The sequence below is a fragment of the uncultured Muribaculum sp. genome (assembly GCF_910583865.1).
Lineage (GTDB): Bacteria > Bacteroidota > Bacteroidia > Bacteroidales > Muribaculaceae > Muribaculum.
This window is the reverse complement of record NZ_CAJTYX010000024.1, coordinates 1-17,098: the sequence shown is the minus strand read 5'-3', so window position 1 is coordinate 17,098 and position 17,098 is coordinate 1. Positions and strand designations below refer to the sequence as shown.

11 protein-coding genes are annotated in these 17,098 nt (G+C 51.8%); 4 read left to right on the top strand and 7 right to left on the bottom strand.

Going from position 1 to position 17,098, the window contains the following annotated elements; all coding sequences use genetic code 11:
• Positions 1-2: 2 nt before the first annotated feature.
• Positions 3-3,218: a TonB-dependent receptor gene (locus QZ303_RS06810; protein ID WP_295730960.1), complete on the bottom strand. Its 3,216-nt coding sequence runs from the start codon at positions 3,216-3,218 to the stop codon at positions 3-5.
• Between the two features lie 75 nt (positions 3,219-3,293).
• Positions 3,294-3,800, bottom strand: a complete 507-nt coding sequence (locus QZ303_RS06805; protein ID WP_295730958.1) for a sigma-70 family RNA polymerase sigma factor — start codon at positions 3,798-3,800, stop codon at positions 3,294-3,296.
• 440 nt (positions 3,801-4,240) lie between these two features.
• On the opposite strand from QZ303_RS06805, the gene QZ303_RS06800 reads away from it, so the two are divergent.
• From QZ303_RS06800 to QZ303_RS06785, 4 genes are all read left to right on the top strand, one after another.
• On the top strand, positions 4,241-4,810 hold the full coding sequence (locus QZ303_RS06800) for a YdeI family protein (protein ID WP_295730955.1): 570 nt from the start codon (positions 4,241-4,243) through the stop codon (positions 4,808-4,810).
• 158 nt (positions 4,811-4,968) lie between these two features.
• Complete coding sequence (gene pncB, locus QZ303_RS06795; protein ID WP_295730952.1) at positions 4,969-6,174, top strand: nicotinate phosphoribosyltransferase; 1,206 nt, start codon at positions 4,969-4,971, stop codon at positions 6,172-6,174.
• A 150-nt stretch (positions 6,175-6,324) separates the two neighbouring features.
• On the top strand, positions 6,325-7,047 hold the full coding sequence (locus QZ303_RS06790) for a response regulator transcription factor (RefSeq protein WP_295730949.1): 723 nt from the start codon (positions 6,325-6,327) through the stop codon (positions 7,045-7,047).
• On the top strand, positions 7,031-8,470 hold the full coding sequence (locus tag QZ303_RS06785) for a cell wall metabolism sensor histidine kinase WalK (protein WP_295730947.1): 1,440 nt from the start codon (positions 7,031-7,033) through the stop codon (positions 8,468-8,470). Before QZ303_RS06790 ends, QZ303_RS06785 begins: the two co-directional genes overlap by 17 nt.
• A gap of 10 nt (positions 8,471-8,480) precedes the next feature.
• Here QZ303_RS06785 and QZ303_RS06780 read toward each other — a convergent pair whose 3' ends face one another.
• From QZ303_RS06780 to QZ303_RS06760, 5 genes are all read right to left on the bottom strand, one after another.
• Positions 8,481-10,760: an inorganic phosphate transporter gene (locus QZ303_RS06780; RefSeq protein WP_295730945.1), complete on the bottom strand. Its 2,280-nt coding sequence runs from the start codon at positions 10,758-10,760 to the stop codon at positions 8,481-8,483.
• A gap of 217 nt (positions 10,761-10,977) precedes the next feature.
• On the bottom strand, positions 10,978-12,312 hold the full coding sequence (locus tag QZ303_RS06775; protein ID WP_295730943.1) for an NADP-specific glutamate dehydrogenase: 1,335 nt from the start codon (positions 12,310-12,312) through the stop codon (positions 10,978-10,980).
• A gap of 215 nt (positions 12,313-12,527) precedes the next feature.
• Positions 12,528-14,726, bottom strand: a complete 2,199-nt coding sequence (locus QZ303_RS06770) for a DUF4838 domain-containing protein (protein ID WP_295730939.1) — start codon at positions 14,724-14,726, stop codon at positions 12,528-12,530.
• 64 nt (positions 14,727-14,790) lie between these two features.
• Positions 14,791-16,086, bottom strand: coding sequence for an acyloxyacyl hydrolase (locus QZ303_RS06765; protein WP_295730936.1), 1,296 nt, complete (start codon positions 16,084-16,086; stop codon positions 14,791-14,793).
• Positions 16,079-17,038: a hypothetical protein gene (locus tag QZ303_RS06760; RefSeq protein ID WP_295730933.1), complete on the bottom strand. Its 960-nt coding sequence runs from the start codon at positions 17,036-17,038 to the stop codon at positions 16,079-16,081. The genes QZ303_RS06765 and QZ303_RS06760 overlap by 8 nt, the downstream gene beginning before the upstream one ends.
• Positions 17,039-17,098 lie beyond the last annotated feature (60 nt).

Sequence of the window (17,098 nt, the reverse complement as noted above, 5' to 3'; positions counted from 1 at the left end):
TGTTAGAAAGTGAGGTTGGCGCCTACAGTCCATGTGCGCAGGAACGGGTAGCGGTTGAGTCCGCTCATGTTGCTGGAGCCTTCCGGATCCCATCCATCGTTGATATGGCTGATTTCCCAGAGGTCGGTGCCGGTGGCGTAGAAACGTACGTTGGAGAGTACCTTTGTCTTTTTGATTACATTCTGCGGTATGGTATAACCGATAGTGAGATTCTTGAGTCGCAGATAGCTGCCGTCATTGACCGACCATGAAGAGCACTGATAGTTGTAGTTGTTGACATCGGCTCCGCCGGTCGATGAGGATGTGAGCTGAGGATAGCGTCCGTTGGGATTTTCCTTGCTCCAGACGTTGCCGATCCATTGTGAACCGCCGTTCATATAGAGGTCACGCATAGGAATCTGCCAGATATCGAGTGAATTCTTGTCGTTCTCGCAGCGGAAAATCGTGCGTTTTGCAGCACCCTGGAAAATCACGTTGATGTCAAATCCGCGCCATTCCAGACCGGCATTGAACGAGAACTGTATTTTGGGGTCGTCGGTACCGAGATACACGAGATCCTCGGCCGTGAGCTGCCCATCTTTGTTGACATCCTCGAACATGTTGTCGCCCAGACGCAGTTTCGAGATATTTCCGATGGTCGATGTCTCGGCGTAGCGTGCCTTGTATTTCTCGAGTTGCTCTTCGGTCTGGATCTTTCCGCAATATTTGAGTCCCCACACCGAACGGAGCGGATATCCCTCGCGGTCGGACTTGATGCCGCCTCCCTTTACGCCGCTGCCTCCGTTGTCGACAAGTTCGTTGTCGGCATAAGTGAACGACCCGCCTATATGATAGTTGACATTGCCGATACGGTCGCGCCATGTGATCTGTCCCTCATAACCCCACGCCTTGAATTTTCCTTTATTGGCGGTAGGCGCCTTGTCGCCGAGGATTCCGGGATATACCACGTCGATAAGCATGTTGTCGGTGTGTTTCCAGAATGCCTCGCCGGTACCGGAGAGTCGGTTGTTGAACAGGGAGAAGTCAACAGCCACGTTGTAATTGTGGATGCGTTCCCATGTGCGGTCGGTGCTGACAAGCTTTCCGTTTGTGTCGAGCGTGCTGACAAGATTACCGCCGATAAGGTTTTTGCCCTGCGACTCCAACTTCCAGAGCATGACCCCGGAGTAACGGTCGATACCTGCCTGGTTGCCTACATTGCCGTAGGAAGCGCGGAGCTTGAGGTCGTCGAGGAATCCGCGGCTCCAGTCCAGGAACTTCTCCTGCGAGATGCGCCATCCGAGAGATGCCCCCCAGAAGAACGCCCAGCGGTTGTCGGCCTGGAACTTCGAGCTGCCGTCGTAGCGGAACTGGCCTTCAAGCATGTATTTCGACTTGTAGGCGTAGTTGAAACGTCCGTAATATGACATGATGGCCTCTTCCCACTTCTCGGCCTTGTTTATGTCGATAGTTCCGGAGCCTTTGGGCACCTCGAGGGTAGGCTCGTTGTTCTGGATCTTCACGCGGGTCCATTCGTACTGTTTCATGTTGTACTGAACGCCGGCCATCAAGGTCACGTCGTGGATCTCACGGAAGGTCTTGTTCCAGTTGAGGTATCCCTGCACCGAATAGAAGTCGGTATATGATGATCCTTTCTCGTAATAGGTATCGTCGGTTTTGGAGGGACTCGAGACCTCGAACGTATCATTATAATTGTAGAAATCTACCTGTAGGCGTTTGGTGTCGCGCACGGCACCGGAATGGTTGTAGCCGAGCACCGCGTTGGCCGAGAGTCCGGGAATGATTTCATAACGCAGAGTCTCGCTTATGTTGACGGCGTTTACTTTGAGTTTATTGTCGCCGCCAAGCTCAGCGAGCCAGTTTGGCGCAAACCAGTCCTCGCCCCAGGCATAGGGTTTGCCGCTGATGGTGGATGTCGGGAAACCGGGCTGCGCCTGATTGGCCTTCAATGCGGCGTTGATTTCTGTGGGAGCCACCTGGTCCTGACGGTTATAGGCTATGACGCTCTGCAACGAGAAGTTCGGGGCAAGCTGCATTGTGTTGTTCAATCGTAGGTTGACGCGCTGGTTATGGTTGTTACCCCACTTGAGGTTAGAGTCGTCGTACATGTATCCGAGTGAGAAGCGGTAGACATTCTTGTCGCTGCCTCCGGACACGGAAAGTTCATGATTGGTAGAGTAGGAATCGCCCCACATCACGTCGTTCCAGTCGGTGTCGAAGAATACCATGTCATCGACCTTGTTCATGCCGAGTGGATTGCCGTCGATCCATGACCCGTGATATCTACGAGCCAAGTTGGCATATTTATACCATACGTTTCCTTCGGGATTGTCAAGATCGTTTTCAAGTACCTCCAGAACGCCGTTTGCCCATTGGTCGAGAGTCATGGTCTTGGCACGGAGTCCGATATGTTTGAAAGTATACGAACCGCTGTAGTCGACCTTCACTTTGCCTTCCTTGGCTTTCTTGGTGGTGACGAGGACGACACCGCCGGCAGCCTTGCTACCGTAGATTGAAGCGGCGGCATCTTTGAGGAAGTTCATGCTCTCGATGTCGGAAGGGTTGATGAGGCGGAGGTCGTTGACGCTCTCATACTCTACGCCGTCGATAATAATCAGAGGTGCGGCAGCATTTTTTGATACGGAACCGCGAAGCTTCAGATCCCAGCCTTCATCGCCCGGGGCTGAGTTGGCGCGAGTGATGATGACACCTGGCACCTGGCCCTGGAGAGCCTGTACGGGGCTGGAAAGCGTGCCTTTGTTGGACAGCTGCTCCGCACCGACCACAGCTACGGAACCGGTGAGAGTGGCTTTCTTCTGAGTGCCGTAGCCGACCACCACCACCTCTTCGAGCATCGCATTGTCCTCTTCAAGTGTGATTTCATAGTCGCTTCGTCCGTCAAGCTTTATCTCAGCGGGTTTGCAGCCGATATAGGATACCGTAAGCACGCCTTTAGCGGGAGCGCCGGGGATTTGGAAGTTGCCGTCGAGATCCGTGGCGGCACCTTTAGATGTGCCCTTGATCATGACACTGGCACCGATAATCGGCTCGCCGGTGGCATCGACAACGGTTCCCCTTACTGTGACGTCGGCCGCCTGTGAGGCAGTCGCGGGAGCAGCCGCAGCCTCGGCGGCCATAGGGGCGCCTCCAAGCATAGCAGCCGTGGCCATAGTGAGCACAACAGTGCGTGATGACCATCTTTTTCCTTTGTCAATCATGTGAATAATTTGGATTTAGGTGAATATGATTTCTTAGTTTATTTTACGAATAATAGGGCCTTTAGTAAACTCCCTCTAAATCACGTCCTTCATCTTGGTGCGCATGACCTTGAACGCAAGGTAGAGGTGTGTGTCGACCGTGCGCCGAGAGAGGGAGAGGATCTGAGCGATCTCGTCGGCGGTTTTCTCCTGATAACGACGCAGGGAATAGACCGCACGGCGTTTTTCAGGCAAGCGTGATACTATACTCTGTTCCAAGAGGCTAAGATCACGGGAATAGATTTCAGGAAGTATGTCTACTGTGGCGTCAGACATCGATGCCGAAGCTACGCAGTCATCGGCATATTCCTTGCGCACGTAGTAGCGGCGCAGATAGGAATTGACTACGTTATTGGCAATGCGGAAAATCAGGAACCTGAGGTCGGACTGATATTGCGCCGGAGCATATTCAAGAAGGCGCAGGAACACGTCGTGCGCAAGGTCGCGTGCATCCTCTTTGTCAAGTATACGCCACGTGATGTAACGTAGTACCTGAGGATGATATTGGACATAGACTTCCTGGAATGTTGAGGTCGGTGTCATGGTGAGGTGTTGGTTGGTTTAGCAGGTTAAGAATTTTCTGGAGATTGGCGGAGTAATGTCCATCCGCGTAAGTTTTCGCGACAGTTCCGGAATTGCTTCCGTTGTCCCGTCACACCGCAAAATTATTTCCCTCAAAAATAAATTCCTCGGTTTTTAAGCTAAAATTTGTCTCAGAACATTGCATTGAGACAAATTTATACTAAACCACTAAATACCAGATATATCAAATTTATGATACTTTTGTATCATACAATTTAATGAGACTGATATTTGCGTATCCGTCAATTATTCCACCTGTGTGTAGGCGAAATTTCGGCCCCACGACAAAGCAAAAAACATGCTCAGCCACCCTGGCGTAACAAAGCAAAACATGGCAAAATCAAATAAAATTTGTTTTGCGCTCGACTTATCCGTATCTTTGATCAAGTAAATCCCAGACGATGAAACCTACGAATATACTTTCTATTACCGACCGCCAGGATTTCCGTGAATGGCTCATTAAGAATCATCAGACAGAGAAAGAATGCTGGGTGAGTACGAAACGTGGCAAGACACCTCCTTCAGAGGGTCTATGGTATCTTGATGCCGTAGAGGAAGCGCTATGTTTCGGATGGATCGACTCGACCGTCAAGAATGTTGGCGGAACTACAATCCAGCGTTTCAGCAAGAGAGCCAAAGGGAGCCGCTGGACTGAACTTAACAAGGAACGCGTGCGCCGACTTGAAGCTCTCGGCCTTATGACCCAAACCGGGCGTGATGCCTGTCCGGCACTGACCGGGGATTTCGAGATAATCCCGGAAATCCTCGCCGAGTTCAAGAGCAACACTAACGCATGGGCCAACTTCAATACATTTCATCCACTCTATCGCCGTGTCAGAATCGACAATATCCAGAGAGTAAAACCGTGTCGCCAACTATTCGATTCCCGTCTGAAGAAACTTATCGAAGCCTCTGAAAAAGGCATAATGATAGGCGATTGGAATGACTGCGGACGATTGATCGCCTATTGACCACGACTTCATTCCAAGAGAGGTGTCTAAGAGGTTGTACAATTGTACGGCCCTCTAAAATCGGTCCCGGACTTTATTCATCAGCATAAACCTGACATGAACTTGTTGCGTTATAGTTGATAGATTTACCGTTCGTTTCATCCGTCAGCTATAACTATATGGACCAGATAATCAAACATTTTACCGACGACGACTTATATAAATTCACAATGTGCTGCGCCGTAATCGAGCATTATCCGCGCACTCAGGTCAAATATGAGTTTATAGACCGCTCAAACACGGTCTATCCTACCGGATTCGCCGACGAACTGATGCGCCAGATCGCCATGCTTGAATCCGTGGTCATCACCGACGAAGAGATTGATTTCATGCAACGTAGATGCCGGTATATTCCTTCATGGTTCTATAGTTTCCTGAAAGGTTTCCGCTATGACAGCCGATGCGTGACAGCCATGCAGGACGCGGAAGGGCATCTCCACGTGGAATTCGAGGGATGCTGGAGCAATACGATAATGCTTGAGGTAAAAGTGCTTGCCATAATCTCGGAACTTTACTATATGATGACAGGCACGGCACCCAGGCTCGATTATGATTCCCACCGCAAAAGCTCCTGGCAGAAAGCGCGACGGCTCATCGACGCCGGATGCATCTTCAGCGATTTCGGCACACGCCGCAGAGCCTCATTCAAGTCACAGGACATAGCGGTAGAGGCCATGAAATCATGTAGCGACGATGCCGGAGGTCCGGGACGATTCATCGGCACAAGCAACGTATATCTCGCAATGAAGCATGACCTCACGCCAATTGGGACGATGGCCCATGAATTAATATGCGCCATCGCCGGGATGTACGGCCCACAGATGGCAAACTATCTGGCGATGAAGGTATGGGCCGACACCTATCGCGGAGCACTCGGCACCTTCCTCTACGATACATACGGATGGCGCATATTCAGCCTCAATTTCTCGGAGGATTACGCCAACATGTTCAAAGGATTGCGTGTCGACAGCGGTGACAACCGCGAGCAGCTCGACCTGATAATCGAGAAATACCGCTCACTGAAAATTGACCCGCGCACAAAGCTGATAGTGTTCAGCAACGGACTCAACGTCGATTCCGCCATAGAACTCCAGCGCTATGCCGCAGGAAAATGCCAGCCGTCGTTCGGCATCGGCACTCACTTCACCAACGATTTCCCAGGGGTCAAGCCCATGAATATCGTGATAAAGCTCGTGGCAGTGAAAATAACCGAATCATGGCCGTTCTACCTGGATACATGCAAGTTAAGCGAAGATCACGGAAAATACACCGGCAATCCGGCTACCGTAAGACGCTTTATGGAAACACTTCATATCCCACATTGACCGGTTCACATGCCATTCGTCATTGAGCATTAGAGATTGTTTTTAACGACCTCTTATTCTTGATGATATGCTCCGGATTACTTAACTTTGCCGATATGGAGGTATGTCGTCACCGGCGACATGTCCATCAATCAATCTATCGTAAGCATCATGGCCCGACCGACGATATCACAAAAAGAAGCGACGTGCGACACCAGAATCCTCGTAGTAGACGACGAGGACACGCTATGCGACACACTCCGGTTCAATCTTGAACTTGAAGGCTACTGTGTCGACACCGCCTACAGCGCCGAGGAAGCCCTCGCTATGGATCTTTCATCATACTCTCTCATACTCCTCGATGTCATGATGGGCGAAATCAGCGGATTCCAGATGGCTCGTATCATCAAGAAGAACCCGGCTCTCGCCGACATTCCGGTCATTTTCTGCACGGCAAAGGACACAGAGGATGACATGGTCGACGGACTTAATCTCGGAGCCGACGACTATATCGCGAAGCCCTACTCTATCCGCAACATCATAGCAAGGGTGAAGAGCGTCTTGCGTCGCAGCCAACCACGACATGCGCATCCAACCTCATCCGACCGTATAGTATTCGAAGGGCTTACCGTCGACAAGTCGCTCAAACGTTGCATGGTCGATGACACGGAAGTAAAACTCCCACGCAAAGAGTTCGAAATGCTCTGCCTGATGCTGGAAAATCCCGGAAAAATATTCTCACGCGAAGATTTCCTGAAAAGAATATGGCCGGAAGAGATCATAGTGGTAGACCGTGTGGTGGATGTCAACATCACACGCCTACGCTCAAAGCTCGGACGCTATGGTAAAATGATCGTCACACGCTCAGGCTACGGCTATGGCTGGCAAACTTAGATTCTCCTACCACACGCGGCTCTTCTTCCTTCTGCTTGGATTCTCCTGGATTCTGGTAGGATGTTTCGTGGCATTCCAATACCATCGCGAGAAAATCTACAAAGTAGAGAAACTCAACGGGGAACTACAGCTCTACAACGCCCATCTCATAGATGCCCTGTGTACCGATTCGATAGACTTCAACGCCACTATCGCCCGTCAGCGTCTGCCGATGGCAGGCCTGAGGGTATCGGTAATCAACACCGACGGGACGCTTGTGTTCGACAATACCCTCGATTCACTTCCCGGCGAGAACCATCTCAACCGCCACGAGATAAACGATGCGATGCGTTCCGGTAGCGGCTTTTCACTGCGCCGGCATTCGGTCAGCACCGACCGGACATACTTCTATTCCGCTACCAGACGCGACAACCTGATAGTACGCTCCGCCGTGCCATACTCCGTCTCGTTGCAGGAAGTGCTCGATGCCGACAGCTCGTTCCTGTGGTTCATGGCCGCTGTCACTCTGGCCATCAGCATACTGGGATATTTCGCTACGCGCAGTCTGGGGCGCACCATATCGCGCCTCAACCGGTTTGCAGAGAAAGCCGAGAAAGGGGAGAACGTCTACGATGTCGGAGCGTTTCCCCACGACGAGCTGGGCAGCATATCGACGCATATAATCCGCCTTTATGCACGGCTTCAGCAAACGATGACCGAACGCGACCGCGAGCATCGTAACGCCATACATGAACAGCAGGAAAAGACACGCATCAAGAAGCAACTCACCAACAACATAAACCACGAGCTAAAGACCCCCGTAGCCTCTATAAAAGTATGCCTGGAGACCCTGCTCGACCATCGAGACCTACCACCGGACAAGCATTGGAAATTCGTGGAGAAAGCCTACCGGCACACTGAACGTCTCGCCAACCTGCTCAACGACGTATCAGCCATAACACGCATGGACGACGGTGCCGCCAACATAGAGAAGGAGCCCCTGGATCTGCGTGAGATAATCGATGATATCGATCTATCCGTCGCCGACCAGCTCAGAAAGGCCGGAATCACGCTATGCATGAAAGTGCCGGACAATACCGTAATCACCGGCAACCGTACATTCATCAGCTCTATCTTCCGCAACCTGATCGACAACGCCATAGCCTATAGCAACGGCACAACGATCACCGTGCAGCTCGACGACGAGTCGGCAACTTCATACACATTCAGCATCTCCGACGACGGAACGGGCATTCCGGAAGAACATCTCGAACGAGTGTTCGAACGTTTCTATCGTATCGACAAAGGACGTTCACGACTCATCGGCGGCACCGGCCTGGGCCTTTCCATCGTGCGCAACGCCGTACAGCTGCATGGAGGTACCATATACGCCGTCAATGTGCGGCCACACGGTGTCAAGTTCATCTTCACGCTGGCAAGATAGCCTATCTCCGTCAAGCCGACAAAGCCCTGCCGCTACGGGACACAGGATCGTTGCTCCTCATCTTGGACGTGGCCCTCAACAACTTACGCAGCCCCGACATCATCTCCTGCGACTCCTGAAGCATATTGAGATAAACATATGTCACAGTAAGATTGTCCGGCATACCGTTGCGCAGATGCCCGTAGATATCGTGACACTCCCGTGAGATGGCATCCTTTATCGAATCACACTCCCTGCGCAAAGCGATAACGTCAGACACATCCACCGACTCGACGATACGCATAGCCTCGGCCAATGCATCAAGTATACGGCTTCGCATGGGAGTGAACGCTTCACGGTAAGCGGCAGGAAGAGGGCGAAAGTTGTTGTCGACATGCTCCTTGCACACTTCGGTGATACGAAGCAGATTGTAGTTCATCGACATGCACGCGTTGTTGGCCATATGAAACCATGCGCTTTTCTCTATCGCCGTGTCAGCCGGCACCCGCCTCAGAAGAAGAGTCTCCCGGCGGCGTGTATTTTTCAAGAGCGATTTCTCTTTATAAAGGGCCTTGTCCGCGCTTACAAGCGCCTTCACTTCATCGCGCATGAATGCCCCGGTGATATTGGCGTAAGTCGTCGACGCAAATTCAAGGAACTTCTTCTGCTCACGGGAAATGTAGATTTTAAGCATCTCCCACGTCTGTTCCTTATCATCGGAAGTAAGTATTGCCTGAAACATTGCATCACCCTGTTCCTCCTCTTTCTTGGCCTTGAAGCGTATATTGCTGCGTATTATCAGCGCCACGGCCACGAGCGCCGCGAGTATCATCATAACGCTTCCTCCCCAATGCATGAGCGCCGCTATCAATGCAGCCCCGATAAACGCCACACCTGCGGTGATGAACCATCCTCCGATTACCGAGATCACTCCTGTTATGCGGAACACGGCGCTCTCGCGTCCCCAGGCCCTGTCGGCAAGCGATGTTCCCATTGCCACCATGAAAGTGACGAAAGTGGTCGACAACGGCAGTTTCATCGAAGTTCCGGCCGCTATGAGCATTCCTGCGAGCATAAGATTGACAGAACCTCGTATGAGATCGAACGAAGCACCCTGCTCCTCATCGGTTCGCGTCGTGTCGAAGCGTCGGTCTATCCACAGTCGCACACGGCGCGGGACATAGCGCCTGATCCATCCATGTATGGATAGAGACAGCCGGACAAGGCGTCTCGCGATCCTCGACGAACCGAACATCTCATCACCACCACTCTGGGTGCTCAGACCGATCTCGGTTTTCGACACGTTGCGGGCCTTCTTTGAAGTAGCGAGCGACACCACCATTATGATTCCCGCGCCGATAAGGAAATATAGCGGCGTGTCGGCCGGTCCGTTGAGCGAACCCATGGTGAAATCGTAAGGGTTTCCGGCACCGTTCGCGACATAATCCCGGTAAGAGGCAAATCCGCTCAAAGGCACACCGATAAAGTTAACGAGGTCGTTGCCCGCGAAAGCCATCGCCAACGAAAAAGTCCCTATAAGCACTATAACCTTCAACACATTGACCTTCAGAGCATGCAACAGTTGCATCAACAAAGTGGATACCACCATCGAACAGCCCAGTATGACTGGCGTATGGGCGTTGATATATGCCTTTACATCGGGAGTCATCCAGGCCATGTCCTTCACACCCTTCAAGAGCATGAAATAAATAATGGCGGTGGTTGCTATACCTCCGTAAATACCTATTTTCCATTTCATGCGGCTCTTATACTCGAACGAGAATACTGCGCGCGCTATGAACTGCACCACAGTCCCGAACACGAATGCTATCGCCACCGACAGGAATATGCCGAGAATCACAGACAATGCCTTGTCGGTGTTGATCAGATCCATCATCGACAGGGCCGACGTATCACCCCACATTTTTATAAGCGCTATCACGAAAGCGGCTCCGAGCAACTCGAACACCATGGATACGGTGGTCGACGTAGGCATCCCCAATGAGTTGAACACATCAAGCAGTATGATATCCGTCACCATCACCGCCATGAATATACATATCAGGTCGTAGAAAGAAAAATGCTCGGGACGGAATATCCCATGTCTTGCAATGTCCATCATACCGTTGCTCATGGCAGCCCCGGCAAATACCCCTATCGATGCAATGATTATGATGGTCCTGAAGCCGGCGGCCTTTGAGCCTATGGCCGAGTTAAGGAAATTCACGGCATCGTTGCTCACCCCCACCGAAAGGTCAAATACCGCGAGGACAAACAGAAAAATGATTATGCATAGAAATAATACATCCATAAAATTCGTTGGATATGTTTCAATAAAATCAATAGTGAATCATACAGATCGGATTCTCACAACAAATTTCATGGAATTTCATTTCATAAATGTTTCATAACCATTAAGGTTTCTTTAATTCAACGGACTATAGCATACATGGGGAGCACATATATGCAACGTCGGTGCATCAGGCAAATGCCTGACACACCGACGGATAAATTCTATTATAGGAATATCAGATGATGCCCTGGGCCATCATGGCGCGGGCCACCTTCATGAAGCCTGCGACGTTGGCACCCTTGACATAGTTGATGTAGCCATCCTCTTCCTTGCCGTACTTGCGGCACTGCTCATGTATATTCTTCATGATGCCTTTCAGTTTCTCGTCTACCTCCTCGGCACTCCAGGACAGCTTCTGAGAGTTCTGTGCCATCTCCAGTCCGCTAACCGACACACCGCCGGCATTGGCAGCCTTGCCCGGAGCATAGAGAATCTTGGCGTTGAGGAACTCCTTGATAGCATCGGGCGTGGAAGGCATGTTGGCGCCTTCGCTGACAGCGATCACACCGTTGGCAAGGAGCGCGCGGGCATCGTCACCGTCAAGTTCGTTCTGAGTGGCGGAAGGCATCGCGATATCGCACTTGTAGCCCCAGGGACGACCGCCCTCCACATACTCGCATCCGAATTCCTCGGCAAACTCACGGATGCGTCCACGATATTCGTTCTTAAGCTTGAAGATATAGTCGAGCTGTTCTTTGGTAAGGCCTTCAGGCACATAGATGCAACCGTCGGAATCGCTCATAGTGATTACCTTGGCACCCAGCTCAAGGAGCTTCTTTGCGGTATATGTGGCCACGTTGCCCGAGCCGGATATGGCCACTACCTTGTCCTTTATATCGATGCCACGGGTGGCGAGCATGTTGAGCAGGAAGTAGACGTTGCCGTAGCCGGTAGCCTCGGGACGAATCAGCGAACCGCCGAATTCAAGACCTTTGCCGGTGAAAGTCCCTGTGAACTCGCGAGCCATCTTCTTGTACATTCCGTACATGTAGCCTACCTCACGACCGCCAACGCCTATGTCGCCGGCAGGAACGTCGGTATCAGGGCCGATATGACGCCACAGTTCTGCGATGAAAGCCTGACAGAAGCGCATCACCTCCATGTCGCTCTTGCCACGGGGCGAGAAGTCGGAACCACCTTTGCCGCCACCCATCGCAAGGGTAGTGAGGGAATTCTTGAAAGTCTGCTCGAAAGCGAGGAACTTAAGAATCGACTGGTTGACGGAGGAGTGGAAACGGATGCCGCCTTTGTACGGGCCTATGGCATTGTTATGCTGGATGCGGTAGCCCATGTTGTTCTGCACCTTCCCCTTGTCATCGACCCAAGACACACGGAACGAGAAGATACGGTCGGGAATGCACAGGCGCTCGATAAGATTGTAGCGCTCAAACTCGGGATGCTTGTTATACTCATCTTCTATGGTGGTAATCACCTCTTCCACAGCCTGCAGGTATTCCGGCTCGTTGGGGAATCTGCGATGGAGATCCGCTAACACTTCGGTTGCTTTCATACTTAAACTTTCTTTGAGTAATTTCTTTAATTATTTAATTTTCGACAAAATTACAACATTTTGCCGATATAAACCAAATTATCAAAGCAAATTTATCGTTAATCTTCATTTATTCTATCTTTGCGCCACAGAAGAGATGCAGTCACACCGGGCCGGACGACATAAATCGATACCGGAACGGCATGACTGCATATTTCCATCCGTAGACAAGAAGCTTATTCGACGGTCACTTCATCAAGGAAAAACCAGGCCGGATAACCCACTCCGTAATGCCACGACGGGCATGTCTTTACGCCGGTTATGTCAACCTTTATATAGCGGGCCTTCACCGGCTCAGCCGACTCACATCCGAGCGCCACGAATTTCACCTTCACGTCGCGGTCCTCGGGCTGCACCTTCTCGCCGAACGGAGTGTATTCGACACCGTCTGTCGACGTGCTGTAAGCCACCTTCTCAGGCAGAAGCACCCATGCACCGAGCTGATGCAGGAAGTCTGACGATATGGAGGAAACTTCTTTCTCCTCACCCATATCAAGAATGAACGATCCATCGACACCTTCCCAACCTACCCAGCTCTCGACAAAGGTAGTGCTACCGAAAAGGCCGTCGGTCAGAGCCGACTCACCCATGGCGGCATAGCGTCCTGTGGGTGGAACAATCCATGTCACTTTAGAGCCTTGGGCCTTGTTGACTGTCGTGCCGGGGAGGAAGCGCTCCTTATAGAGAGTGCAATATTCTGATGGAGAATTGTTGCGCTCGTTGAGAGTGGCTACACCATACTCGGCCGTGCGTGCATCGAACAACTCCAAAGCCTTCTTAAGCGTGGCGGGATCGTGGCCGGTCTCCGTGCGTGCGATCTCAAGTTCGGAATATTGTAGCGGCAGACGCGCCATGCGCACACGGCGCAACAATACGGAATCGGAGGCGACTGCCCGCTCAGCATCATCAAACAATTCATTGTAGCGCTTGCGGCATTTGGCATTGAGCATGCCGTCCTTGTGAGTGACCGGCGAATCGTAGATCCACAGTTCCTTGTCGCTCGCCAGCAGCCCACCCTCAAGCAACTTCTCGTATTGGTATATATAGGGAGCGGCGGCTCCATAGTAGCCATCCATAAACGAGCGCATCAGCGAGTCTGCGTCAAGATACGGGTTCCACATGAGCTTGCTCACCATGTAAGCCCTCATCTCGGAGAAATCGCCACCTTTGCTACCACCGATCTGTGAGAAATGCATCTTGGCGTTATGCTCCTTGAACTGCTGTATATTCTTCTGCAAAATAGGGAAATTGGGGAACGGCGCGACCATATTGTCGAAATTGATACCGTAGTCCCATATGAACAGGTTGTCGGAAATCGCCGACCACCCTTCGAGCGCCTTCATGAAATCGCGTCCGGAAGCATTATCGGTAAGCGGCACCTCGCGCTTGCAATCGATGTCACAGAGCATTATGTTGACATTCGGCAGCGGTTTGACGTGTTTCGGCGGATGCATTGTAAACAGGTAAGCGAGAGTGGAGAACTGCTTGTCGGGGAAACGCCCGGCAAGCTTGTTCAGGAAACGTATGAAATTTCCCGACGGGCTTCCTTCATATTCATCGATTTCACGACACACATCGCATGCGCAGTTAGTAAAATTCCCGTCGTTCTGGCTCACAGAAATCATATTCCTGCCGGGATTGGCCTTGAATATGGAGTCGATACGCTGCACCACGATCTCAAACAGTTCCGGATTGTTGAGGCACCACTGGCTGGCGTTGCCGGGGCGACGCTTTCCATTTATATATGAATAGTATTCGGGATGTGTATCCCCGTATTCTTCCGGAGGGAGTAGACGGCGGAACGTGTGCACCCAAAGTCCGTCGGCAAACTCATCGGCCGGCTCTTCGAAGCGCATCCATATGCGGTAGATCGGATCCTCATGCATGGCGTAGCATTGGCTCTGGCGATAACGGAACGCCGGATTTACCGTGCGGTCGCCTATGCGGGGCAGTTCCACCGTCCGACGCCTGTCGAGGGTGTATGCGTGTGCACCGTAATACTGCACGTCCAGATAATCCTCCAGAAGCTGCACCACGCCGTTGAGCGTACCTTTATCACCACCGCTGCTTATATAAAGCGTGCCGTCATTATCCGACAGACGGAAGCCGTCCTCGGTAAGACCGTCAACAGACCCCTGCCCTATCACCACATCGCCTTTCTTTGGCTTTACCGAATAGACTATCGGCAATTGCGCGTCACTGATGCGGCCTACGAAATCCTGCAACAGCTCTGCCGCGCGACGGTCAATCTTTGAATCACTATCCACCACTATGCGCGCCTTCGGTTTGCCGTCACGCACAAGCATTATCTGCCCATACGACGGCAACAATGACGCCGTCAGAAGCACTGCACTGACTATATTCCTAATTTTCATGATACGGTTTATTAAATATTTATGCATGTACTACAAATGTAACAAAAATATTTGATTCATGGACTCAACGCCATGTATAACCGAGTCCGAGCATCAGATTGCCCGACTTCGAGAAGTCAACGAGGCGATAGCCCGTGTTGAGATAAAGACCGCGCCACAGTCGTGTCTTTAGGTTGAATGTCTGATAGAATCCATGCAAATCGGAATCTATCACCGAAAGAACTTCCCCGTCACCGTAAACCCACTTTACATCCGAACGCTTGGGACGCGGAGCGAAAACACTGTGGCCTATACCCACATTGACGGAAAAAACAGGCATGGATATCTCCACGCGCAACGACAGACCACCCATGACGCGTTCACGCAGCGGCTGGCGGTAGAACTTCGGGGCATCGACAGGCGACATTGGTTCATAGTGCGCAGAAAGGTTCGCCCCGTCATCGTAAAGGAGATCCAGAGCCGGCCCGACTGCAACCACAGGGTTGAAGCGATAGAGCGGGTTGAAAGTTATGCCCCCTACCGCCCAGTCGCCGGGCACTTCGAGGATGCCGGAGCCGGTGTACGGGGAATTTACCGCCGGAGTATAGCCCCACTTGCGCCATGCTCCCCAGAAGGTCACGTCATATGACATACCCGGCTTGAATCCGCTCCAGTCGGCTACAGGGTCGGAAACACGGTTACCATGGAGACGCCATGTGGCAGACAAGCGCATCCCGAGACGGTTGACTCCGGGATTCGGGAGCGACGTGTTGCCGTTGGAGTAATGGGCTATCTCCGGACCGAGACGCAGAGTTAGGCGAGTCGTAGCCTGATACTCAAGCATAAATGCCAAGCCTATGTATGCATTTACCGACGAGCCCACACCTTCCGGCAGACGCTCACCGTCATCGGTAGGGGGGACACGCTTCCAACCGAATGAAGCGCCGAAATTCCACTCGTATCCGATGGACCACCGCGAGGATAGCGAGGCGATACGGCTTCCCTGCAACACATACAGTTCAACCGGAGAGCCGAGCACACCGGACTTCGAGAAAGATGTGACACCTATACCGACTCCCTGCCATGCATGCGGATACAAACGTGCCTGTTCAGAACCCGGTGCAAAACGCATGGCATACTCAAGCCTTCCGGAAAATGCCGCCGACACACGCTTGCCCTCCGGATTTGTACCGCGCAGGAACGTGTTGGACGGAAGCACCCACGAAGGGGATGCAGCGACCGACAGGTCTCCGGAGATACCACCACTGCGGCAAGTGTCGGGACGCATGTGCATAGGAGTGTGTGCCGACAGCGGAAACACCGCCAACAATAGAGACGGTAGAACAATCAGAAACCGCATAACGCCTATAAGTCTATTCATTCGCGGTGTCATATCGTAGAATCTCATATTCAAAAGGCATTTCCATCTTAAGCCACATGAATGCCTCGTGCATCTCGCCGGTATGATCGTTGCAGATAGTCAACGATGCAGGAAAACTCATCACCTTGGTCTCAGCCGATAGTTTGACATAAGATTTGGTATGCGCGGGGATAGGCGCTACAGATGGAAGAGGCGGATAATGCTTGAGCAACGCAATGCCGTTTCGCCCCAGTACTGCGGTATCGCCCAGAAGTCCCCACTGCCACAGGGACGGATCAGGATCGAGGCTGCCCGGGACGGGGATCTCAGTGCCACACACCATATCGAAATATAGGTCAGCGCTCGACACCACCACGCATTTGAACATGGCAGGAATCATGACATTATCCCACGTGAAAGGAAATTTCATCTCCGTGTCGCCGGGATTGTTCACATTCCCCTCGAATAGCGCCATAGTAGTGCCGGCGTCATCCTGCCCGGTAACACCCGAGAAACGGTAGTCGATTGCCTTCAGTACATACGGATTGTAGGCCGGAATCTTCAATGTATCGGTAAACGACTGATATTCCGTGGAGAAAACAAGTTCCACGCGCTCGTCACGTTTGGAATAGTAACGGGCTACAGTCACATCGACCCTACGACCATAGCGTTCTACAGTCATATCCACACGTGGATGCGACACCACGAGTCTGCCGTCATGCTCAAGCCAGTTGCTGTTGGTTTTCACAGTCCCGTCAGGCATTACCGCATCTACATCATATTCTCCCGACTCAACGTAAAGGGCCATTGTCATATTATCGGCGGGAAGCATGAAAGTATGCGTTCCACCGCTGCCCGGCACTGTGAACGAACTCTCGGCGGGATCGGTAAACGTATCGATGAAAACATCATTGTTGCACGCCACCACCGGCAGAAACGCCGACAGGAATACAACTCGTCGTAAAAGCTTCATTTATAGTTATTACTGTCCGCTAAACCATAAATCAGAGAGTCCAACATCTTGAAAGGCAGA

Bases quoted from the DNA above. Each gene is read 5' to 3' on its own strand.
- QZ303_RS06780 (WP_295730945.1), bottom strand. From the start codon at position 10,760: ATGGATGTATTATTTCTATGCATAATCATTTTTCTGTTTGTCCTCGCG.
- QZ303_RS06760 (WP_295730933.1), bottom strand. From the start codon at position 17,038: ATGAAGCTTTTACGACGAGTTGTATTCCTGTCGGCGTTTCTGCCGGTG.
- QZ303_RS06770 (WP_295730939.1), bottom strand. From the start codon at position 14,726: ATGAAAATTAGGAATATAGTCAGTGCAGTGCTTCTGACGGCGTCATTG.
- QZ303_RS06810 (WP_295730960.1), bottom strand. From the start codon at position 3,218: ATGATTGACAAAGGAAAAAGATGGTCATCACGCACTGTTGTGCTCACT.
- QZ303_RS06790 (WP_295730949.1), top strand. From the start codon at position 6,325: ATGGCCCGACCGACGATATCACAAAAAGAAGCGACGTGCGACACCAGA.
- pncB (WP_295730952.1), top strand. From the start codon at position 4,969: ATGGACCAGATAATCAAACATTTTACCGACGACGACTTATATAAATTC.
- QZ303_RS06765 (WP_295730936.1), bottom strand. From the start codon at position 16,086: ATGAATAGACTTATAGGCGTTATGCGGTTTCTGATTGTTCTACCGTCT.
- QZ303_RS06800 (WP_295730955.1), top strand. From the start codon at position 4,241: ATGAAACCTACGAATATACTTTCTATTACCGACCGCCAGGATTTCCGT.
- QZ303_RS06775 (WP_295730943.1), bottom strand. From the start codon at position 12,312: ATGAAAGCAACCGAAGTGTTAGCGGATCTCCATCGCAGATTCCCCAAC.
- QZ303_RS06805 (WP_295730958.1), bottom strand. From the start codon at position 3,800: ATGACACCGACCTCAACATTCCAGGAAGTCTATGTCCAATATCATCCT.
- QZ303_RS06785 (WP_295730947.1), top strand. From the start codon at position 7,031: ATGGCTGGCAAACTTAGATTCTCCTACCACACGCGGCTCTTCTTCCTT.